The organism is Thalassolituus sp. ST750PaO-4 (assembly GCF_020320405.1).
GTDB classification, from domain to species: domain Bacteria; phylum Pseudomonadota; class Gammaproteobacteria; order Pseudomonadales; family Oceanobacteraceae; genus Venatoribacter; species Venatoribacter alkanivorans.
In genome coordinates this window covers 14,443-36,787 of sequence record NZ_JABVCB010000010.1, presented here as the reverse complement: position 1 = coordinate 36,787, position 22,345 = coordinate 14,443, and the positions used below count along the sequence as shown (strand labels likewise).

The window sequence follows — 22,345 nt, the reverse complement described above, 5'->3', positions numbered from 1 at the left end:
GCGGCCTCAGTTTCCGCCGGCAACCGATAGTGCCAGCAGCTGGCTGATTTCATTCAGCGAGCGTCCACTGTCGGCACGCCACTGATCAAACGCCTGCTGCACTGTCGCCCGCGCTTTGGCAGAACCCGGCATGCTGTTGGTAACACCTTCAAGCTTCAGTGCGGCCAATACATCGTTGGAATAGATCGGCATATCCACCCCCATACGCCGCAGCCACAGCTGTCCGGTTTTGCCACCAAGACGGGCACCGGATTTTTGCAGGGTGGCGATATTGGCGCAGATATCTTCCGGCTGCCAGGCGGCAAAGAATGCGGCAACCGAGCCATACTGTGCTTCCAGTCCGGCCAGATAATCGGCGTTACCCTGAATAGAACGGGTCTTGCTCCAGTGTTTGATCAGCCCGTCTTCCTTCATCATGGCTTCGAGCTGCTCGTCCGATAACTGACGGCAGTAGGCGAGATTAAATCCGCCGAATACCTGTTCAAAGCGCGGCCATTTATCGTCCACCACCTGCCAGCGGAAACCTGACTGAAACACCGCCCGCGAGGCTTCCGACAACCACTGCGGCGCCGGAATCTGCAACAGCTCTGCCGTGCTTTTGGGCTTCGTCAGGCGCGCTTTGACACTGGCTTCAGAATGACGCGACAGCGCACGTTGTTCGATTTCACTGAAATGGCGGAAAGACATAGCACCCCTCGTAACTGCGGTCAGAAAACCCGTTCAGACTACCAGCATCCGCCACCGTGCGCGCACAAAAAAGCCCGCACAGTGGCGGGCTGAAGCAGATGCAGGAGGAATTCACATGCTCAGGTAGGCAATAGCAAACAGTAATACCGAGCTGATCAGGGTTGCCCACATATGGATATGCAGCATTTCATGTTCGCTGAGCTCATGCTCAAAGGTTTCAGTATCGTCCACGACAATAATCTCAATTGGCCGTCTATGACCATTATTTTAGATCAGCTATGAACGGACGTTCTGTTTATTGCCGGAATTTTCGTAACCATCCTGTGCTGTTTTGTAATCCGGCCACGGAAACGGCTCATTACACGCCCGGCACAGCCATTCAGCACCATAAATCACTTAATGCTGTCTGGGGGCTGAAGTGATGTGCGATCTGCGCCTGTAACAGCTCAGCACAGGCGAGGGCATCGGTCTGCGCATGATGCGGGCGGTAAAACGGCAGATGGTAACGGCGGCGGCAATCGGCCAGTCGCACCGAGTCGGGTTTGCGGCCACGCAAACGCTGCCAGAACCCCGGCTCACGGCGCACGCGGTATGCCAGGGCCATGGTATCAATCACCGGAAATTCGATGCTTTCACCAATCCTTGCCTGCAGTGCATTGCTGAGAAAACGCCGCTCGATACTGCGGTGATGCGCCACCACCACGCGCCCGGCCAGCTGGGCCAGCAAGTCGTCCAGCACCTTGCTGAGATCCGGAGCTGCGGCAATATCGCTGTGGGTAATACCGTGCACGACAATGGATTCACTGGATAAGCGTGCCCGCGGCCGCACAATCCAGTGCCCAGCACCGGCGCAGGAGATCCGTGCCAGTGTCATGGGCACCAGCCCGATACTGACAATACCGCCCTGCTGCGGATCAAGACCGGTGGTTTCAAAGTCCATGGCCACCATAGGCACATCGGCAATGGCCGTGCTGCCAGCCGGTACGCCGGCCTGGTAATACTGTTGCAGGGCCGGGTGACGGGCGCTGGCGGCCAGTTCACGGAAACGGGCCGGCCAGTCGACCGCCGACAGATCTTCTCCGCTGAGACTGGATTCATTCTGCAACTGACTGCGGGGCAGATAAAACACGGCTTATACCGCCCGTCCGGGCTGATAACGAAACTTCAGAAACTTCTGCGCATTGCTGAGAATCTGGAAAGCGTCTTTCAGGTTTTTACGCTCAAAATCCGACAGATTTTCCGGCTCGATATTATTATCCGGCTCGGTTCCCGATTGCAGATCCAGCGCCTGATGCCGGATGCGCACCATGGCAATTAATTCCAGCGCGTCGCGCAAATCCGGGCCATTACCCGGCGGTAAAATACCGGCTTCGATGATATCTTCCAGGCGTTCAAACGAATTATGCGCAGCAGAGCCAACCGCCAGCGCATGCACACGGATCAGATCGGCCAGCGGCGCCGTGCCACGTCTTTTCATATTGATAGAATTGGTATGCTTACCATCGGTCTCCATCACAAAGCCTTTAAAAAATCCCAGTGGCGGCGTGCGCATTAATGCAGCGCGTGCCATACAGGCAAGAAAGCGCGAATTACTGCGTGCCTTACGCCGGATAAGGTCGTTCAGCATGTCGCTCCATTGGGTTTCGCCCCATACCCCTTCAAGATCAAAAAAGATGGCGCTGTTAAGCAGAAATTCCGGAGAGGGGCGTTCAATCCATTCGCTGAAATATTGTTCCCACACTTTTAATGGCTGGCGCCACTGGCGGTTGGTGGCCATCACTTTACCTTTGCAATAGGTATAACCACAGGCCGCCAGACCATCACACACAAAGGTCGCGAGATTGGAAAAGTATTCATCGTGTAATTGCGGATCAAAGCGGTTATCCAGAATCAGGGCATTATCCTGATCGGTAACAATTAACTGCTCTTCACGTGCCATGGAACCCAGCGCCAGAAAACAATAAGGCACCGGTGGCGGGCCGAATTTTTCTTCCGCCATTTCCAGCAGGCGCTGTTTAAAGCTGCGGCCAATCACCGCCATTGAGCCGCCAATCATGCGTGAATTAGCGTCCTCGGCCACCAGCCGGCTGAAGCAGGCGCGTACATCGCTGGCCAGTGCCGTCAACTCTTCCACCGTTTGTGCATTAAAAATACTGCGCACCACAAACAGGCTGTTCTGCGATTCATAACGGATAACATCCGCCAGCGCGATCACTCCCAGCGGTAATCCCTGTTTAATGACCGGCAGGTGATGCACGTTATACCGCAGCATTAATAAAATGGCTTCGAACACAAACTGATTGTGCTCTACCTTGGTTAATTCGGCGGTCATGATATCGGTTACCGGCGTATCGAATGGCAGGCCCGGCGTTACCAGCCGGTCGCGGATATCGCGGTCAGTCACAATGCCCACCAGACGTGACGCGGCCATCGGCTGATCATCCGAGGTGGTCACCACCAATAACGAGGAAACACCTTCTTCGGTCATACGGATAGCCGCTTCACGCGCCGTCGCAGCGGCCGGTAAGAGTACCGGTTCGCGACTGACCAGGGTTTCGATACGGGCCGTCATCAGCTCGTTGGCGTCTTCGCGCCGGGCAACGGCCTGACGCAGGCGGGTGCGGTCTTCCACCTCAACCTGATCAGCAAATTCTTCGTTATTATCAAATAATTCGGTAAATAAAGGCTCCGGAATCATATACACCAGCGTGTCTTCCAGCGCATAAACCGGAAAGCGCACACGCTTATTACGCAGCAAACCGAACTCGGCAAAAAAGCCGCCTTCGCTTAAGCGGTTATAAAGTTCGCCATTACGCCGGAACACTTCGACGGCGCCACTGCGGATCACATACCAGTCATTAATTTCGGCGCCGAATTCCAGAATCTGCTGTCCGGCTTTGAAATAGGCAATGCTGATCTGCACAGCGACCTGCTGCAAAACCTCATCACTCAGGCCGGTAAAAGGCTGGTGCTGACGCAGGAAATCAACAATTTCGATATGTTCTGCTTGCATGGCAATTCCGTAAAAAAACAACAGCACAGGAAACCCTGTGCTGTTGTTACTTATAGCCGCTTCAGGCCGCTTTAAGCCGGTTTAGGCTCAGAAGACAAACCTTTAATAATGGAAAAGGTTGCTACCAGTAAAACGATGGTAAAGGGTAATCCGCTCGACACCGCCATCGCCTGCAAAGCCACCAGCCCACCGCCGAGAATCAGGGCAATAGCCACCAGCCCTTCAAAGGTACACCAGAATACCCGTTGCGGGGTTGGCGCATCGACCTTGCCACCGGCAGAAATCACATCAATAACCAGTGAGCCGGAATCCGATGAGGTAACAAAAAACACGATCACCAGAATAATACCGATAAAGGACGTGATCTGCGCTAACGGCAATGCGTCCAGCATGGCAAATAACTGCAGCGGCAGTGCCGATTCTGCGGCGGTTTTGTAGCCGTCCTGAACGTACTGTTCAATTGCGGTGCCGCCAAATACCGTCATCCATAAAACACAGGCGGCCGATGGTACCAGCAATACCGACACCATAAATTCACGCACCGAACGGCCACGGGAAACACGGGCGATAAACATACCGACAAATGGTGACCAGGAAATCCACCAGGCCCAGTAGAAGGCCGTCCAGCCGGAGGTGAAATTCGCATCCTCCCGCCCAACCGGATTGGACAGCGCCGGCAAGTTCTGGAAATAGGCCAGCATATTGTCAAAAAAGCCGGTCACAATCGCCAGTGTCGGGCCAACGATAATCACAAACAGCAGCAACAGAATGGCCAGTATCATATTGATTTCAGACAGACGCTTAACCCCGGCGTCCAGACCGGCAACCACCGACATCATGGCAATGGCGGTAATACCAATCACCAGTACAACCTGCGTGGTATTGCCTTCCGGCAGGCCAAATAAATAATGCAGACCGGAGGCCGCCTGAGAAGCACCCAAACCCAGCGATGTGGCCAGACCAAACAATGTCGCCAGCACGGCGATAATATCAATGATATGCCCTGGCCAGCCCCAGACACGCTCGCCCAGCACCGGGTAAAACACCGAGCGGATGGTCAGGGGTAAACCTTTATTAAACGAAAATAACGCCAGCCCCAGCGCCATAATTGCGTAAATAGCCCAGGGATGAAGTGCCCAGTGATAAATGGTTGCCGCCATACCCAGACGGGCCGCCGCTTCGGCGTCACCCGCCGCAGCTCCCAGCGGAGCCCAGTCGGTGCGTACGCCATTTTCGGTGCTGATACCGGCAAAGGAACTGCCAAAGTGTGAAAGCGGCTCAGATACGCCGTAGAACATCAGGCCGATGCCCATACCGGCGGCAAACAGCATGGAGAACCAGGCGGTATAGCTGTAATCGGGGGTGGCTTCGGTTCCGCCTAAGCGAATGCGCCCCAGAGGCGAAACAATCAAACCAAGACAGACAATCACAAAAATATTACCGGCACTGAGGAAGAACCAGCTCAGGTTGGTGGTCAGCCAGCTGCGGATGCTGCCGAACAGTGGTTCAACCTGATTGTGAAACAGCAGCGTCAGCAGCACAAAAGCGATAACTGCCAGACCAGACACCGCAAACACGCGGTTGTGGATATCGAGCCCAAAAGGGCCAACATTGACAATGATGTTGTCCTGACCGACCTGATAATCAGTGTCGATCGGATTCACATCGCCATCGGGGATCATAGGATCATTTTTTTCAGCCATTGCGGCCAGCCTCCCGTGGTTTATTCAGACCTGCTTATTGCTTACGCGCAGGCTCGGATTTCAGGCGCCGATACACGATCGGGCAAGTGCATACCAGACTGCTTCACCGGGAAGAAATGCCTGCCAGGGCATCAGTCTGATACAGAAAATGGCCTGAACAGCCTAGCAAAAAGGAAGGTATTGGGCAAAAAACGCCCCTGAACTTTCAATAACCACGGCCATTCCAGCCGAAGTGAGGGCTAACAAATACGGGAGAGAGAGCAACAGCAGACAGTCAGAAAGGCAACCTCAGCGCGTCAGAAAATTCTGCACCGCGGTGATCTGATCACGTGCCATCAGCATCGGTGCATGGCCTATTCCGGGAAACTCAACCAGCTGGGTATCGTTATGCTGCAGCATGCTGCGCGCCGTTTCGGCCAGCAGTAAATCAGATTCGGCACCACGGATCACCAGCACCGGGCAGTGCACCGCACTCCAGACTGCCGATAAATCCACATCCCCGGTCACCGCGGCAAAGCCATCGGCAATGGCCGGGTCGTAACGCAGGCATAATCCATCGTCACAGCTCTCAGTGCCATGCAGCGCCAGATGCGCCCATTGCTCATCGGTCAGCGGGCCGAAAGGCTGTGCTACCTGACGCAAATACTGTTCGGCTTCGCCAACATGAGCAAAATGCGGCGCTTTGCCCACATACTGCCCCAGCCGTGCCAGCGCACTGTAAGAAATAAAAGGCCCGACATCATTCAGCACCAGCTTGCCGATGGTGTCGCCGGGAGCGGCAGCCAGCATCATGCCGATCAGTCCGCCCATCGAGGTGCCTACCCAGTCACAACGGCTGACAGCAAACTCGCTGAACAGATGCGCCAGCAATTGCTGCATCTGTGCGATATACAGCGGATAACCGTACAGCGCCGGCTGTTGCAGCCAGTCGCTGTCACCACGCCCTAATACATCCGGGCAGATTACGCGGTAATGCTCCGCCAGCTTTTCGGCGAGAAAATCAAAGTCGCGGCTGTTACGGGTCAGGCCATGAACACAGAGCAGCAAGGGCTGTTGTTCGTGCAGGCTGTTATGCCACTGCATATAGGCCATGCTGCGCGTCCCTTCCGGGGTCTGAATGTCCAGCCGGTGCTGGCTGTGCAGAATGCTCATAATCTCTCCCTGCCTGAAATAGCGGCAAATACCGCAGGCGCTGTCTGTGTCAGCTCAGGTTTTGTGTTAACCACTGCTGTACCTGGGCGTAGGGCTGCTGCTCAAGCCTGCCCATCGCGCCTAGCGAACGGGCTTTTATCTTGCTCAGCCAGGGCACATAAATACCACATAAATAGCGGGTTAACAGCTCGATGGAGGCCGGCTGGCCGAATTGCGCCTGAATAGCCTGTTGCACCGGAGCACAGAGCGCACGCGCATCCAGCCCGGCAAAATCTCCCTGCGTATTACGTACCGGCCACGGCTGATGTTCGCCACGACATACCGAGCAGCGACCGCAATCTTCACTCAGGTTATCGCTGAAATAACCGGCCAGCGTACGGCTGATACAACGCGGCTGACGGAACAGCTCCAGCATATGCTGTATACGCTGAATTTCGCTCTGCTGTTTGGCGGCAAAATGCTGATATAAATCATTGGCCAATGCCGGCTGCAATAATGCGGTATTTACCCGGTAAACATCAGTCATCTGTTTGCTTTCCAGCTGCAGCCAGCCTTTTTCCTGACAGTATTCCAGCGCCCGCAGTGCGCGCAGCCGTGGCGGTACATCGCTGCCTGTCTGAGTCTGAGCCAGCGCTTGCTCCAGTGCCGGAATATTCAGTGTGTACCAGCTACGGCCTTTATCGCTGCTGTTGAATACCGTGCGCAGAAACTGTTGCGGCTCCGGCTGAAAATGCGCCAGTAATTCTTCTTCATTGCTATTCAGGCGATATTTATATTCGGCAAAATAGCTGTATTGCGAGGTTAATACGCCGCGCATTTCCAGATTAACCAGCAGGGTTTTTAACGGTAATAAACGGATATTGCTGGCCGCCGACAGCGGTGTCATCAGCACTTCCCACTGACCATTCTGGGTTTGTGTACTGATCGTATGCAGCACCTGCTGAATACTGCTCAGCTCCGGCGTATCACCGTAGACAAAGTTTTCCAGCACCGTCAGGCCCGATTCATCACCGAGCATAATGCAGTCCGAGGCTTTGCCATCACGTCCGGCACGGCCGATTTCCTGACTGTAATTTTCGATGGATTTGGGCAGGTCGTAATGAATCACCTGACGGATATTGCTTTTATCCACGCCCATACCAAAGGCAATGGTGGCCACAATTACCGGCGTATTACCGCGCATAAAACGCTGCTGAATGGCATCGCGCTCTTCGTGACCAATACCGGCATGATAGGCTTCAACGGTAAAAGGCAGCTGAGCGTTGAGTGCGGCGGCGACTTCCTCAGCGGTATTCTGCAGGGTGACATAAATAACCGCAGCAAAATCCTCGTGTTTTTCTGCACTCTTTTTCGCCAGATAATTCAGCCAGGTGGCGCATTTGGTAACGCGCTCATGCTCTGCGGTTGGCTGGGCCAGTAAGCGTAAATTCGGCCGGTAAAAGCCGGTGCAGACCACATGCTCGGGTTTAATAGCAAAATGCTTTTGCATATCGGCAATCACAGCGGTGGTTGCCGTAGCCGTTAACAGCAACACCTGTGGAATAGCAAATTCACGGCAGTAATCGGGTAGTTTTAAATAATCCGGGCGGAAATTATGCCCCCACTCAGAAATACAGTGCGCCTCATCGACCACCAGCAACGAGATGGGAATCTGCTGAATAAACTGGCGGAAGCGTTCATTTTTAAGGCGCTCAACCGACACCATTAAAATTTTAATGCTGCCGCTGCGCACGCCGTTCATCACTTCCTGTGCTTCGTCGCGGTTCTGGGTAGAATCAATGGTCGCTGCAGCAATACCCTTGCTGCGTAAAAACTGCACCTGATCCTGCATTAATGCCAGCAGAGGCGAAATCACCAGCGTTAAATTTGGCAGTAATAAGGCCGGCAGCTGATAGCAGAGCGATTTACCTGAGCCAGTCGGAAAAATAGCCGCGGCCGAATGCCCGGCCAGTAAGGCCTCAACCACCGGCTGCTGACCGGGACGCAACGCTGAAAAGCCAAAGTGTTGCTGCAGTGCGGCCTGCCAGTTCATATTTTTCATCGTTAATTAATCCTTATGATCAGACGCATTTTTATGCATTTGATGTTTGCGGTAAGTCAGCGGACTGCAGTTTTGCCAGCGTTTAAAAGCTCGTGAAAAAGTGCCCTGATTGCGGTAGCCCAGCAGCATGGACACTTCCAGCAGACTGAGGCTGTTATCGGCCAGATACTGGCAGGCTAATTGTTCACGGGTGCGATCCAGTAACGCTTTCCAGCTCAGATTTTTTTCATCCAGCCGCCGCTGTAAGGTTCTTACTGAACAGTACAGCCGTGGCGCCAGCGATTCGATGGTCGCTTCTCCTTCCGGCAGCAGACGCACCACTTCCGCCTGCAGCTGACGCAGAAATTCATCCGGCTCCGGCACCGCACGCAACATCGACAGCGCCTGCTCTTCCAGCAGATGCCGCAACCCCGGCTCACCGCGCATTAATGGCAGGCTCAGAACATCAACACTGAATACCAGACGGATGCGGTCGCTTTCCATCACCACCGGACAGGCAAAAAAATCTTCCAGCGCCTGCAGCTGCTGCGGGTTACAGCGATGACTGAAGTGCACCTGCTGCAGGGCAACATCACGCACCAGATTCTGCCGGGTAATATGCACCAGCGCGGCAATGGCTGTTTCGTCCACCAGCGCCATCCCCGGTAACGGCTGCCAGGCGATTTCCACACACTGAGTGCTATCCACGCTGCGGCTGAGAATCTGCGCCACCGAAGCACCATAAAATAAACGCTCAAAGCGCTGATAACTCAGCAGCGCCTGACCGAGATTGTCGCAGGCCGCCGCGAGATAACCCAATACGCCGGTATGCTGAAGCGTCACCAGGCGTGCTAACGCCAGCGAGGCGGCCTGATCCTGCGGACGCAGGGCAAAAGCCGCTGCCAGCATCTGCGCCCAGTCGTTAATCGGCACATTATCGGTCGGCCCGTAGGCTGCAACCGCTGCGCGCAATGCCGGGGCATCCAGCCCGTTCTGATCAAGCCAGTCGGTAAGCAGCCGGATCCAGCTGCCGGTGACACGGACAATACCTGCATTCTGTGGAGTTGGCATGAAATGCTAAAAACCTGGCACGAGAAAGTCATTTTGCTTTTCAGTTTCCCGGTAGATTGGCCAGCATGTCAAACCCAGCGGAGAAAAAGATGGAAGACTTCTTACACGCCCTTGTGTTTATCGTTCTGGCCGGCCCGGTATTTTTTGCCGTCATGTTTGCCGAACGCGCCTGGCTGATACGTCAGGAAAAAACCGATGCCTACGACCTGAAAGAATCGGCGGCCAATATCGGCACCGGTCTGATTTATAAAGTGCTTGATGCACTGTCGATTATTTTTATTGGTTCCGTGATTTATCTGGCCGTACAGAGCTATGGCTTTCAGTGGCAGTCATCATCACCGCTGCTGAATTTTATTCTGCTGATGGTGCTGGTCGATTTTAATTTCTACTGGGTGCACCGCTTTATGCACAAAGTGCGCTACGGCTGGGCCGGGCACTGGGTACACCACAGCTCTGAGCGTTTTAATTTTTCCACCGCACTGCGACAGACGCCGGTTGTGTCCTTTAACGGTATTATGCTGGTTGCCATGCTGCCTGCGGCGGTGATTGGTTTCAGTCTCGAACAGGCGGTGATTGCTCTCGAACTTAACCTGTTTTTCCAGTTTTTTGTCCATACTGAAGTCGTGCGAAAACTGCCACACTGGTTTGAATTTGTATTTAATACACCGTCACACCACCGCGTGCATCATGGCAGTAACCCAAAACAGATCGATACTAATTTTGCCGGTGTGCTGATTATCTGGGATCGTTTATTCGGCACCTTTGTCGATGAAAAAGATGCCGGCGAAATCCGTTATGGCGTCGACTTCCGTCCGGCTAACAGCCTGAACCCGTTTCGGTTAGTGATCGCCGAGTTTGTCAGCATGTGGCGGGATATTCTGCACTATCGTGATATCCGCATTCTGTGGAAGCACCCATCCTGGGTAGAAGAGCATTACGGCCGAAAATAAGGCATTTAAGAGAAGGACTTGAAGAGAGGGACTTTAAGAGAAGGATTCAGGAATCCGGGTTCAATACGCTGCCTTGCAGCGTATTGAACAACGCCGGGATAACTCCGCGTGCTATTGCACCGAAGTCATCCCTTTCACCATAGACAACAGGCTTTCAGGATGAGCGTTGGATACTAATGTGTAACTGATGCCCTTATGGTCAAAGGCTAAATGCGCAAAGAGCGGAAACTGGCTGAGCAACACCGGCGTATTGCCAATGGTCAGCGGCACGGCGGGTACAGTTACCGGCTGGCTTCCCTCTGGTGTGGCAATCGCCAGCAGAAAGAATTTATCACCATAGTAATAAGCCGCACTGCTGTTGCTTTGCTGGTAAAACTTACGCTGCGAGAAACTCCAGGTATTATTTTTATCCTCCGGCCAGACAATGTTGTTAGCAGTCTTTTTACTCAGCTCTTTCTGCGACAGGGCTTTCTTACTTAAATCCAAAACTCTTACCTGAGTATTCTGCGGTAAGTTAATCTCCGGCAGCGTCAGGCCTTCTTTATTGAATTCGATGCTGTTGTTTCTGATGGTCGATTCAACACCATTGTTAAATACAAACCGGGCCTGCATAAACAGGGAGTGATGATAATCGACAAAGGCTTCTATCTTTCTGATTTCATCGCTTTCATCTCTGGCGACAAAATCGATACCGACCGCCAGACGGTCAGCAACGTGAATAGAGGGCGTAAAGGTCTGTTCGTAGTGCTCTTTGTTGAACAGATAGATATCTTTGATTGTCTCCAGAGAACCACCCGCCTGATAATCCTCAAGCCCTCTGACGATGAATGCCCGCTGGTTCGGCTTATCATGCAGGGTGATTACCCCGGCATGCTGGCTGACTTCAATACCGCTGAGAGAATCCGGCTGCAGTACCTGCTGATAAAAGCCATCCGGTTTTTTGAACATTACATCACTGATAACCGCAACACTACCGTCCGACTGCGTCTGCTCTGTTTGCGCCTGATAGTTATCAAACTTAGCCAGATTATCGTGCGTGCGGTTGATCCAGAAGCGGTCTTCACTGTTCGTACCGGCATTAATATCCGCCAGACTGTCAGGGCTTAAGACAGCAGCACCAAGACAGAGCATCAGCCCGCTGTTCTTGGCAAAACGAGTGACAAAACGAGAGATCAAAGAACGAACATCCATATTCCAGCCCTTAAGTGATTATCAGGATGCTCACCCTAGCATGATTTGTGGAGGAGGGAACATAGCTGCGTATATCAGGCTTTTTACCCCAGCCTCAACACGGTGATGGACTGCTTATACTAACGGAAATGCATTATCAGAGAGCGCCTTGATTTCAATCACAGCTAGAACTCTGAATCGACCATTCGTGCAAACAACAGTGGGCTATTTCCACAAGCCTAACTTCTGTTCTTCAGCAACTCGGGATTAATCAGAATCAGTAGTTCACTATGATGCAGCCGTTCAAACAGTGTTTCTGTACCTTTACAAGACAAGAGCAACATCTGACACCACTAGCGGGAAACCGGGTCACCAAATACCGCCGGCTTGGGTCTATGTAAAGTAGTGCAGGGCTAACTATCCCCTTTGTGAGCCAATTCATATTTCAGGATAAGGATAAGCCTAGGCCAAATCCTATCTAAAATAATCCAAAAGCTGAGTATCCTCGCCACAGGTCGTCAGAAATTATAAAAAATCCTCTCCATATTTCTTACATCTTGAATAAGCAGAGTCGAATTACTAATTTTTTGTTAAAAAACGGCGATTAAGATGGATATCCTTTTATCATTCCAACAATATTATGCTTATTTATCTACAGGGTGCCATCGACAGAGCCTCAGGCTATGTGCAAGTACAGAACAATATGAACAGCCTAGGTGATATAACGTGTACGAAAATCAGTTTAGTAACAGCCGTTATATGCATCCTCAGAAGTGTATTAACAACTTCTGCAACACTATGTCAGCACCGACGAAGTCTCGCTAAGTCTGAGCAAGGATGCCAATGCGTTTGGTTTGGATATGTTGGCAGAAGGTGACCTTAACAACCCCGATACCACCTGAATAAACAGCCTTGGACTACCAGATTTCTGGCAATAAACTGACCGTTTTCAGCAGATTTTTCTGCCTACGGATACCTGCTCTTTTTCATATTATATCCTGCGCAATTCTTTTGATTGATAATAGTATCAAGTCGGAATAGACTAAAGCCTCCCCCCAAATTACTCAGGATGAGTTCTGCTATGTATATAAATCGTATATTCCTCATATTGACTGCAGCTTCAACGCTGCTGATGCCAATATCTGTCAGCGCAATGTCAAATCCCATACTAATTACTCAGAAGCCTGATGAGGCACTAACCATCGGCTATGCAGGCTCCGGCGTACAGAACGGAACTTCGATAAAAGAGGGAGTACTGGGAGCTGTAAGGGATTTTGCTGAGCCCTGTGTTGACGCGAAAAAAATCATTTGTGTGACAAATCCAACGGATCCTATATGTACTGCATTCTCTAAAGATGAACTAACCAGCATATCGGTGGTCGAGGCCAGAGGTGCCGCACAGTGTATTGCAAGCATCTGGGCTTTCGGATCCGATAGCCTTGCCGCCACAATTTATTCGGCCGTTAATAGGGCAGGGATCGTTGTTGGTGTTGTTGGCTTTCTGGACAGCCCTTCCAAACAATATGATATTTATGCGGAATCTGTATTAATCCGCAAGAACGACAAGCCAGAGTTTTTCTATAATCAGACGAGCGGTAAATCTTTCAGCGAGACATCCAACCGGGCCCCAGCCTACGTCGATTTCAATGGTCGTATGTACATGGCCTTCGTTGATCCGGACTATAAGCTCAAGATATCTTCACGACAAGTAGGCGACACACCGCAATTTGGATGGAATATCCCTAAACAGATCAATAGCCACAAGTCAGGGGATAAGCCATCTTTGGCGGTATTTAATAATCAACTTTATGTTGCTTTTAAAGGTTCAGGCTCGAATGCGATCTATATTTCGCGTTCTTCCGATGGTGTTAGCTGGAGCGCGGCAAAACGAATCAATAGCCACCAGAGTGCTTACAGTCCAACATTGGCCGTCGTCAAAGTAAATGGGGCTGACCACTTGGTCGCTGGATTCCGTGGCTCAAGCAGCAAGCGTCTTTACTTTACTCATACGGTAGATGGCACAAACTGGATTTCTGCAGTTAAGAATTCAGAACAATCTTCAAATGCACCATATCTTGCAGAACATAATGGTGCCTTATTCGCAGCCTTCAAGGGAGCTTCCACCCGAGATCTTTATGTTATGAAATCTACCGACGCCGGCATGTCCTGGACGAATGCCATTTCACTATCCAATCGATACAGGTCCAACCGGGCTCCGGCCATAGCAAGTCATAACGGTAAACTGTATATGGTATTCAAAGGGATTAGTACCAATAACATTTACTGGACGTATTCCGTGGATGGACTGAATTCATTCACGGCACCAGTCGCATACTTACACGACAGTGTTAGTGGGGTTTCGAATAAGACATCCGGGAGCCTGACGCTGTACTCATCAGGTTTATTCTGACCGATCAGACCGAAAGGACATCCTAAATTTTAATTAATTATTATTCGCTACATCTACTGCTTTAAGCAGTAGATGTAAGCAGTTCAAGACCATCGTCTGAATAAATATTAGCGTAGATATCCATAATGAGTTTGCGTCAAACTTAAGCTTCCAGACGTCTTAGAGAATTCTTTGGATACTGGAGCACTCCAGTTTAACCCATCGATACTTTTCGAATACAAAACTTGGCTTGTACTAATATGTTTAAATGCTATGTACAACTCTCCTCCCATTACTGATGGAGCAATTGCAGGTCCCCGATTGCTTTTGATCGAGGACGGCAGCCGACGCTCGTTCGACCAGTTTACACCATCAACTGATGACAACATGTATAAGTTATTTGAGCTGGAGCCTTTATAGGCAAGATGAAGCTTACCATCGTAACTAGCAATATATGGAGTATTGGAGGTTTTGTGCTTACGTATACGTTTAGCGGCACTCCACACTCCACCACGCACAGACGTTTTATAGTAAATGTAATTAGTCGATGCCCCCCTAAATGCCAGATACATAGTATCACCAAGCACTGTTAGAGATGGACCACTGGCACTTTTATCTCCAGGCACAACTAAATCAGAACTCAGCCAATCCTTGCCATTATTGGACTTTGCAATATACAGACTTTTGCTCGACAGCCCACGAACAGCCAAATACAAATGATCACCGAAGCCTAAAAGAGCGGGACGTCCAGCTGAACGCAAAGTTAAAACACGTCCGCGATTATTATTAATCATTTGCCATGAATAACCATCATCATCACTATAAGCCATTCTTACTTCTTGCGTAGCACGATCTACATAGGCTGTATAAATACTTCCGTTAAAATAAGTAATTGCTGGCGCGTAGGCAGACAATAAAATATCTTCAACGACAAAAGAGTCATAACAACCTGAACCTGATGAGCAATTTGACCGACGATAAGACTCGTAAATCGGTGAAATCGCAACATGGTCTAATAATGGTGAGACATACTGCCTGTAAGCCCCTTTATAGGTTGAGTAATCAAGATTTTTCCAATCAATCGAGAACTTACAATCCGAACAGTAGCCAACACTGAAAGAGGTCATTGCTGTTTCAGTTCCACTTCCAGCAAAGCCAATCAGCAACTCTTCATCTGACCAGGCAGTATTTTGAATGATCAAACACGCAGCCAACATTATAACTTTAATAAAATTTCTCACTGATATTTCATCCTTTCAGCAACTTAAAGAAAATACCACTATACACAACCTCTACAAACTCAGTAATTAGAGTTCATCATAATCACCATCGCGAATCTCCAACCAAGAGTCATCGAAAAGCAAATTTGAACAGCAAAAATTCAATCCATCGCAACTTTAAATATCAATTGACCTTATACCGTACCGGTAGCATTGGGTTTAATCACTAACCCACCAATAGAAACCCAATTTGAAACTTAAATTTACTCCATATCGGTATGGTAGCAACTCTGACGAGTTCCATGCTAATCGCACTAAATGATTATAATAAAAGGAACCCTGAAAAACAGGGTTCCTTTGACAATCAGCAATACCGCTATCAATCGTTACATTCAATCAATGAAAGTTTTTAAAACCCAAATTGATAGCATTGGCATTTTCAATGCAAAATCGTATAGAAATAAGCTTTCAAACCATATAGATATATGTCAGAACTAAAATTAATACCGCCTTTACTTTTTACTGAAAAAGTTGTTTTGTCACAACGATAGCTGGTATTAACATGAGAATGTAAGTGATTCCTGTTGTTGGATGTACGATAGTAACCGCGATCTCCTCTCCCCACATCAAACATTACTCCATCAGGCAGACAAACATCAAACTCTCGGACATGAGTTCTACCAGAATTGAACTTCTTCGCATAACGCTTATGAATATCAGATTTTGACCACGACGGAATCAGATCACCATTTATTACATCACTACACGCAATTCCTTGCGACTGACAAGCAGATTCAACAGGGGCGTCACATTGAGAAAACTTATTAGCATCAGAACATTCACCCATTTTCAAATCTACCAAGCTTGCAGCAGCATAGCAGGAAGTGGTTATGTGATGCCCATTGTTTAATAGCGCATCCGCTAAAGCAGCTTGTTCAACATCATTATTAAATATAAAACAACGAGATTCTAGTTGATGAGCTACAGAAAGCCATGCATCAAACCGCGGTTTAACCGTCTGAATATCAGGCATGCTGAATTTATAATTATTCACGAAAGAATAAATTGGAACAGGACTGTAATACTTATCATTTTTAAGATCCGAAATAAGCTTAAGCAATCCATTGATATCCATTGCCAAAAGGTTTAATTCACTCTTGCCTTCAATCCCTGCGGTTACAATCACAGCCTCAAGCGAATAGCCTCTGTATTTTTCCACCAGCGTTTTGGTACTTTCTGAAGAACCACTTCCAGAGCCGTAGTTTTTTATATCTGCCTGAAGTGTAAGAGCTTGAGATTTTGTAACAGAAGTAGAACCATTGACGGCAGTAATGCGAAGTGAAAACTGAGCCATTGCCCCCATAATAACATTAGAGATATAGCCATCACCGCACCTATTACGAAAATCTGTAATACTTGAATGGTAAGTTGCTGCTGCGGATGGCTTTAAGTCTGACATCTCGCCCGAGCTTACTGCATTTAACATCGTCATTGACCGAACAAAAAGTCCGGCAATAGCGTAAGTATCTTTTTCGAAGTGCGTTTCTCTGGTGATCTGGCTAGAGTAACCCCCACTACCAGTAAATGAGCTATACGTCCCATTACCACTCACAGAATTATTAGATTTATAAAACTTACTTAACTCCTCATGACTAGAAACAACCTTAACGTCCCAGGCTGTTCTTACATAATTACTTTCATAAGAAAGCATCTCAGCAGGAGACAACTGCAAGCACCTTTCAGTTTTCGCCTCCTCTCGAATGTGATCAAATGATGCACCAAGTGCGACTAGGCCTCCATGAGCTGAACTGGCCTGCAAGGTTTTGACCATTGGGGAGCCAGAAGCTATCGAATAGCCGGACAATGAGACCAGACAGATCCCCGCCATTAGTACTTTTTTCATAATATTCCTTTATCAATTTTAACACCGCAAAAATACGGCAAGCGATCCTAACAAAAAAGTAAATATATTCAATTTATTTTTAAGATAGATAATCACAATTTCTAAAATTGGAAAAATCTCTCTACTGCCTTATCTAACTGACCAATTACCAACCAGATTTCAGATTAAGAACTACCACATCTTTGGCCGTTTCAATATGCCAAAGGACAGAAAATAAGATATGCACCAGCAAATATTATGACTAAAAATAATGCATCCATGCACAAAGAAACTACGAGAAAAAAATCGCACTTAGTAATTAGAAAATGGTAGAGGACGCCAAAGCCAGTACATCTGCAAGGTCTCGGAAATTTTCATTACGATGCTTCTTTTACTATTTTATTGGTAACAATCCTAGCATGATGCAGACTACTGAACTGTTAAATTTATTTGACAACAGCATTGCCACTTAATAGTCATTTACCTGAACAAGTCCCGCTGTGGCATACAGTCTCAGTTACCGGAACCATCCGGCCGTTGCTGCTGTACAGGTATCTCAATCCTGTTAATTAACGACACCAGCACAAAGCTCAGCAGCATCAGTAAATACCAGGAGGACAGCTTGGCCAGCGGCACCATTTGCCAGCCATTCTGTTGATTGGGGTAAATCCAGATATTGGTGTAGGTGGCGATATTTTCTGCCAGCCAGATAAACAGGGCCACTAGCAGCCAGCCAACCAGTAACGGCATATGGCGATGCTCGCGATGCATACGGAAATAAATATGGGTGCGGGCAAATAAAACGATGGTTGCGCCCAGCAGCAGCCAACGCAGATCCCAGATAAAATGATGACTGAAGAAATTCAGGTAAATCAGAACCACCAGAATAATGGTCCAGCGGCGGCGCGGGTAATACGAATAACGGAAATCGAATATCCGCCATACGCGGGCAATATAGCTGCCCACGGCGCTGTACATAAAGCCGGTAAACAGCGGCACATTGCCAATGCCAAATACATAATCTTCGGGGTAAACCCAGGAGCCGATGGCGTCTGAGGTTTTGAATAATTCCATCACGGTGGCCACCAGATGGAATACGACGATCACCCAGGCTTCGCGCAGGGTTTCCAGCTTAAAGGCCAGTAAAAGCAACTGAAAGACGATGGCGGCGAGAAAAATAAAATCGTAACGGTGCAGGGATTCAAGCGGATACCAGTAACGGGTAACAATCATTACCAGCAAAAGAAATCCGCCGAACAGGCAGGCATAGGCCTGCTTCAGACCAAATAACCAGAATTCGTGCAGCCAGTCCCTGGCGCGCTGATAGTGCACGGTTTATTTCTTAACCGGTTCTTTCAGCGCTAACGGACTGATATTACGGCTGACCAGCAAATCCTGTGCTTTGTTCATCTTTGAGCGGTCAGTAAAGGGGCCGACAAATACACGGTGCCAGGTGCTGCCATTAACGGTCGACTCCTGACGGTAGGCATTCAGGCCTTCGAGCAGCAGGCTGGCGCGCAGGCGCTCGGCATCGTCAGCAGAGCGGAAAGAACCAGCCTGTAAACGATAGGTGTAACTGACTTCGGCATCTTTGGGTGTCGATTTATACACATCGACTTTAGGTACTTCGACGGTCTGTTTTTCCAGCAACTGGTAAAATTCATAGCTGGGTTTGGCGACTTCTTTTGCCGCTTCTTCTTTGGCTTTTTCCACGCCCAGCTTCAGCGCTTTTTTGGCATCGCCTTTTACGGCTTCCAGTTCATCGCCGGCGGGAATAGTCGCCAGATACAGAATAAATCCGATAAAGGCGACTGCCAGTGTTGGCGTGGTTACCCACACCCACTTGGGAATACGACTTGCGCTGTCCGACATTTCGTTGTCCTGTTATGTAGTGCCCATTAACACTGATTAAAGGCGCTGATTTCTGGTGTAGCGTACGCCGTTAAGACAAGGCGAAGTCGGGCGAGAAAGCGGAGCCTACATATTCGTAAGTGAGCATTTCGAGCACGACTTCAACGCCGTATTAACAAGTACGGTAGCCAGAGCAGTTACATTTCCTGCGGCGCTGAAACGCCTAATAACCCCAAACCATTGCTGATCACCTGACGCACGGCTTCCGCCAGTGCCAGACGGGCATTACGCACATCGGCATCGTCCACCAGGGTTTTTTCTGAGTTGTAGTAGGTGTGGAAATCACCGGCCAGATCGCGCAGGTAATTCGCCACGCTGTGCGGCTCGTGATTATTGGCTGCCACTTTAACAATTTCCGGGAAGCGGCCCAGTTTTACAATCAGGTCTTTTTCGCTTTCCAGTTCCAGTTTTGGCAGTGCTGCCAGGCCTTCGGCCAGTGTCCAGCTCTGACCCGCTTCCGCCAGTTTACGGAAAATAGAGCATACACGGGCATGGGCGTACTGGATGTAGTAAACCGGGTTATCGGACGACTGTGAACGCGCCAGATCGATATCGAAGGTTAACTGGCTGTCGGCTTTACGCGCCGCCAGGAAGTAACGGGTGGCATCGCGGCCCACTTCGTCGATCAGATCGCGCAGGGTCACATAGCTGCCGGCACGCTTGGAAATTTTCACTTCTTCGCCGCCACGCATTACCGTCACCATCTGGTGCAGCACGTAGTCTGGCCAGCCTTTTGGAATACCGGCATTCAGCGCCTGCAGACCGGCGCGCACACGGGTAATGGTGCTGTGGTGGTCGGCGCCCTGCTCGTTCACCACACGCTCAAAACCACGCTGCCATTTGTCGAGGTGGTAGGCTACGTCCGGAACAAAGTAGGTGTAACCGCCGTCTTTTTTGCGCATTACGCGGTCTTTGTCATCACCGAAATCGGTGGTGCGCAGCCACAGTGCGCCGCCGTCTTCGTAGGTGTAGCCATTGTCGATCAGGGTTTTTACTGCGGCTTCGACTTTGCCTTCGCTGTACAGGGAAGACTCGAGGAAATACACATCGAAATCGACGGCAAAGGCTTTTAAATCCAGATCCTGTTCGCGACGCAGATAAGCCACGGCAAAGTGACGGATGGCTTCGAGGTCGTCGGCGTCTTTGGCTCCGGTAAAGCTCTGGTCGGCAGATTCAACGGTATCGCCGTTCATATAGCTGTTGGCCAGTTCGACGATGTAATCGCCACGATAGCCGTCTTCCGGCCAGCTGGCATCGTCCGGGGTCAGGCCTTTGCAGCGCGCCTGTACCGACAGCGCCAGATTGTTAATCTGCGCACCGGCATCGTTGTAATAAAATTCGCGGGTTACATCCCAGCCGGAGGCATCGAGCAGACGGCATATACAATCGCCAACGGCAGCACCACGGCCGTGACCGATATGCAGCGGTCCGGTCGGGTTGGCCGACACAAATTCCACCTGCACTTTGCGCCCGGCGCCATCGTTGTTGCGGCCGTAGGCTTCTTTCTGTTCCAGCACGGCTTTTACCAGACTGGCGGTCGAGGCATCGCTCAGATAGAAGTTAATAAAACCCGGGCCGGCAATTTCGACTTTTTCTACCAGCGTGTTGGCCGGCAGGGCATCCACCAGCAGCTGCGCCAGTTCGCGCGGATTTTTACCGGCAGGCTTGGCCAGCATCATCGCCAGGTTAGTGGCCAGATCGCCGTGGGCTTTGTCGCGGGCGTTGTCGATCTGGATGCGCGGTTCGAGATCAGCGGGAAGGGTTCCCTGGGCCTTAAGAGAGGCGACGGCAGCGGACAAAAGCTCAGCAATTTGCGGTTTCATAGAGGAAATCTGGCCTGATTAATTTGTGTTCAGAAGATGTTTTCAGAAAAGGGCGCGATTATCGCAAAAATGCCGGTTTGGGTGAAGGGCGCCGGGGAGATTTAACCAGCAACCCTAAACACCTGTTTTTACAGCAAAAATGCTGTTTGGCCCCAGCTTATACGCAACTTTCCCGCAGTTAACTCACAAAGTTATCCACATTTTATTTTTTGTAAACACCGGCGTAAACGCCGCGCCATAACACAGCAGCAACGCTCATCCTACTGATTTTTATTACAAAATTTTCTTGCCAGCGCTTGCCATCCGTGGCCTGCGGCTGAATTCGTACAGGCGTTTAAAATTCGCACGATCTGACAACAACGCCCGCATAAAGTGCCCTGCAGCCCCTTACCCCAAACTTTTCCACGATTTTATCCACAGAAACTCTGGATAACATTCACATCAGGCGCAGCAGGCTGATCGTTGTGGATACGGACCCTGAACAACAGGCATAAAAAAGCGGAAGCTGCTTTCGCACCTTCCGCTTTCGCTGTCGCACCAGCAGAGCCGGGAATTACGCCAGTGCGGCGATTTCCTGACCGGCAGCTTCCAGAGCAGCATTCTTGCTGTCGTCGCCCAGGTTCAGACCTTCGGCATAAACAAAGCGCACATCGCTCAGGCCGATAAAGGAGAAAATGGTGGTCAGGAACGGCGTCTGGGTATCGGCCGGTGTGCCCTTATACAGGCCACCGCGGGTAGCCAGAATATGCACCGGTTTGTTGTCGAGCAGACCAACGGCACCCGCTTCGGTGTACTTAAAGGTGATCCCGGCACGGCACAGGAAATCGAGGTAAGACTTCATCTGCGCCGGAATGGTGAAGTTGTACATAGGCACGCCCACCACCACTTCGTCGGCTGCTTTGATTTCGGCGATCAGGGCATCGGAGTAAGCCACAATGCTCTGCTGCTCAGTTGTGCGCTGTTCGGCCGGGGTCATAAAGGCACCAACGCTGTTGGCATCCAGATAAGGCGGAACGTCTGTGGCCAGATCGCGAATCACAACCTCGCCGTTCTGGTTAGCGGCTTTCCAGCCGGCGATGAATTTTTCGGCCAGCTGGCTGGACTGACCGTGGTCGCCGAAGATGCTGCCTTTGATGTACAGAAGTGTTGCCATGTTTGTGCTCCTCAATGTGCTGTTCGCAGGAATTGAGGGCATTTTGCTCCGGACGATTTCGATTAAAAATCGCAAAAATCCGTGGCTATCTTTCTAAAAAGTTGTTCTTTTGCTGAAAACAGCAGGCTGGAGCGCTGCTGTAACACTGTTTTTTCTCGTTCCTACGCTCTGCGTGGGAATGCAACTGTGCCAGCAGTGGCT

Annotated in this window: 16 protein-coding genes; 2 read left to right on the top strand and 14 right to left on the bottom strand. The window is 50.1% G+C overall.

What is annotated here, in order from left to right; all coding sequences use genetic code 11:
* Positions 1 to 6 precede the first annotated feature (6 nt).
* From HUF18_RS12075 to HUF18_RS12045, 7 genes are all read right to left on the bottom strand, one after another.
* Complete coding sequence (locus HUF18_RS12075; RefSeq protein ID WP_225692376.1) at positions 7 to 687, bottom strand: DNA-3-methyladenine glycosylase I; 681 nt, start codon at positions 685 to 687, stop codon at positions 7 to 9.
* 379 nt (positions 688 to 1,066) lie between these two features.
* Positions 1,067 to 1,816, bottom strand: coding sequence for a 3'-5' exonuclease (locus HUF18_RS12070; RefSeq protein WP_225692375.1), 750 nt, complete (start codon positions 1,814 to 1,816; stop codon positions 1,067 to 1,069).
* A gap of 3 nt (positions 1,817 to 1,819) precedes the next feature.
* Positions 1,820 to 3,700, bottom strand: coding sequence for a DUF294 nucleotidyltransferase-like domain-containing protein (locus HUF18_RS12065; protein WP_225692374.1), 1,881 nt, complete (start codon positions 3,698 to 3,700; stop codon positions 1,820 to 1,822).
* Positions 3,701 to 3,771: 71 nt separating this feature from the next.
* Entirely contained in the window at positions 3,772 to 5,403 is a 1,632-nt protein-coding gene (locus HUF18_RS12060; protein WP_225692373.1) for a BCCT family transporter, read from the bottom strand.
* Positions 5,404 to 5,691: 288 nt separating this feature from the next.
* Positions 5,692 to 6,555 (bottom strand): alpha/beta fold hydrolase, encoded by an 864-nt coding sequence (locus tag HUF18_RS12055; protein WP_225692372.1) that lies wholly within the window; start codon positions 6,553 to 6,555, stop codon positions 5,692 to 5,694.
* Between the two features lie 49 nt (positions 6,556 to 6,604).
* Positions 6,605 to 8,596 carry a RecQ family ATP-dependent DNA helicase gene (locus HUF18_RS12050; RefSeq protein WP_225692371.1) on the bottom strand — a complete coding sequence of 664 codons (1,992 nt, stop codon included), beginning with the start codon at positions 8,594 to 8,596 and terminating at the stop codon, positions 6,605 to 6,607.
* A gap of 6 nt (positions 8,597 to 8,602) precedes the next feature.
* Positions 8,603 to 9,646 carry an AraC family transcriptional regulator gene (locus tag HUF18_RS12045; protein ID WP_225692370.1) on the bottom strand — a complete coding sequence of 348 codons (1,044 nt, stop codon included), beginning with the start codon at positions 9,644 to 9,646 and terminating at the stop codon, positions 8,603 to 8,605.
* An 89-nt stretch (positions 9,647 to 9,735) separates the two neighbouring features.
* Between HUF18_RS12045 and HUF18_RS12040 the strand changes: the two genes are divergently transcribed.
* On the top strand, positions 9,736 to 10,596 hold the full coding sequence (locus tag HUF18_RS12040; RefSeq protein ID WP_225692369.1) for a sterol desaturase family protein: 861 nt from the start codon (positions 9,736 to 9,738) through the stop codon (positions 10,594 to 10,596).
* Positions 10,597 to 10,707: 111 nt separating this feature from the next.
* Here the strand turns inward: HUF18_RS12040 and HUF18_RS12035 are convergent, their stop codons facing one another.
* A complete protein-coding gene (locus HUF18_RS12035; protein WP_225692368.1) occupies positions 10,708 to 11,787 on the bottom strand; it encodes a hypothetical protein in 1,080 nt (359 codons plus the stop codon).
* A 1,060-nt stretch (positions 11,788 to 12,847) separates the two neighbouring features.
* On the opposite strand from HUF18_RS12035, the gene HUF18_RS12030 reads away from it, so the two are divergent.
* Positions 12,848 to 14,176, top strand: coding sequence for a hypothetical protein (locus HUF18_RS12030; protein WP_225692367.1), 1,329 nt, complete (start codon positions 12,848 to 12,850; stop codon positions 14,174 to 14,176).
* Between the two features lie 107 nt (positions 14,177 to 14,283).
* Here HUF18_RS12030 and HUF18_RS12025 read toward each other — a convergent pair whose 3' ends face one another.
* The 6 genes from HUF18_RS12025 to HUF18_RS12000 all read right to left on the bottom strand — a co-directional run bounded on the left by HUF18_RS12025 (position 14,284) and on the right by HUF18_RS12000 (position 22,144).
* A complete protein-coding gene (locus HUF18_RS12025; protein WP_225692366.1) occupies positions 14,284 to 15,396 on the bottom strand; it encodes a sialidase family protein in 1,113 nt (370 codons plus the stop codon).
* 418 nt (positions 15,397 to 15,814) lie between these two features.
* A complete protein-coding gene (locus HUF18_RS12020; protein ID WP_225692365.1) occupies positions 15,815 to 17,278 on the bottom strand; it encodes a hypothetical protein in 1,464 nt (487 codons plus the stop codon).
* 492 nt (positions 17,279 to 17,770) lie between these two features.
* Positions 17,771 to 18,589, bottom strand: coding sequence for a DUF817 family protein (locus tag HUF18_RS12015; protein ID WP_225692364.1), 819 nt, complete (start codon positions 18,587 to 18,589; stop codon positions 17,771 to 17,773).
* 3 nt (positions 18,590 to 18,592) lie between these two features.
* Positions 18,593 to 19,129: an SPOR domain-containing protein gene (locus HUF18_RS12010; RefSeq protein WP_145470616.1), complete on the bottom strand. Its 537-nt coding sequence runs from the start codon at positions 19,127 to 19,129 to the stop codon at positions 18,593 to 18,595.
* Between the two features lie 176 nt (positions 19,130 to 19,305).
* The gene (gene argS, locus HUF18_RS12005) at positions 19,306 to 20,991 is read right to left on the bottom strand and encodes an arginine--tRNA ligase (protein ID WP_225692363.1); all 1,686 of its coding nucleotides are present in this window, start codon (positions 20,989 to 20,991) and stop codon (positions 19,306 to 19,308) included.
* Positions 20,992 to 21,544: 553 nt separating this feature from the next.
* On the bottom strand, positions 21,545 to 22,144 hold the full coding sequence (locus tag HUF18_RS12000) for an FMN-dependent NADH-azoreductase (RefSeq protein WP_145470612.1): 600 nt from the start codon (positions 22,142 to 22,144) through the stop codon (positions 21,545 to 21,547).
* Between the last annotated feature and the right edge of the window lie 201 nt (positions 22,145 to 22,345).

Bases quoted from the DNA above. Each gene is read 5' to 3' on its own strand.
- HUF18_RS12075 (WP_225692376.1), bottom strand. From the start codon at position 687: ATGTCTTTCCGCCATTTCAGTGAAATCGAACAACGTGCGCTGTCGCGT.
- HUF18_RS12065 (WP_225692374.1), bottom strand. From the start codon at position 3,700: ATGCAAGCAGAACATATCGAAATTGTTGATTTCCTGCGTCAGCACCAG.
- HUF18_RS12060 (WP_225692373.1), bottom strand. From the start codon at position 5,403: ATGGCTGAAAAAAATGATCCTATGATCCCCGATGGCGATGTGAATCCG.
- HUF18_RS12055 (WP_225692372.1), bottom strand. From the start codon at position 6,555: ATGAGCATTCTGCACAGCCAGCACCGGCTGGACATTCAGACCCCGGAA.
- HUF18_RS12050 (WP_225692371.1), bottom strand. From the start codon at position 8,596: ATGAAAAATATGAACTGGCAGGCCGCACTGCAGCAACACTTTGGCTTT.
- HUF18_RS12045 (WP_225692370.1), bottom strand. From the start codon at position 9,646: ATGCCAACTCCACAGAATGCAGGTATTGTCCGTGTCACCGGCAGCTGG.
- HUF18_RS12040 (WP_225692369.1), top strand. From the start codon at position 9,736: ATGGAAGACTTCTTACACGCCCTTGTGTTTATCGTTCTGGCCGGCCCG.
- HUF18_RS12035 (WP_225692368.1), bottom strand. From the start codon at position 11,787: ATGGATGTTCGTTCTTTGATCTCTCGTTTTGTCACTCGTTTTGCCAAG.
- HUF18_RS12030 (WP_225692367.1), top strand. From the start codon at position 12,848: ATGTATATAAATCGTATATTCCTCATATTGACTGCAGCTTCAACGCTG.
- HUF18_RS12020 (WP_225692365.1), bottom strand. From the start codon at position 17,278: ATGAAAAAAGTACTAATGGCGGGGATCTGTCTGGTCTCATTGTCCGGC.
- HUF18_RS12010 (WP_145470616.1), bottom strand. From the start codon at position 19,129: ATGTCGGACAGCGCAAGTCGTATTCCCAAGTGGGTGTGGGTAACCACG.
- argS (WP_225692363.1), bottom strand. From the start codon at position 20,991: ATGAAACCGCAAATTGCTGAGCTTTTGTCCGCTGCCGTCGCCTCTCTT.
- HUF18_RS12000 (WP_145470612.1), bottom strand. From the start codon at position 22,144: ATGGCAACACTTCTGTACATCAAAGGCAGCATCTTCGGCGACCACGGT.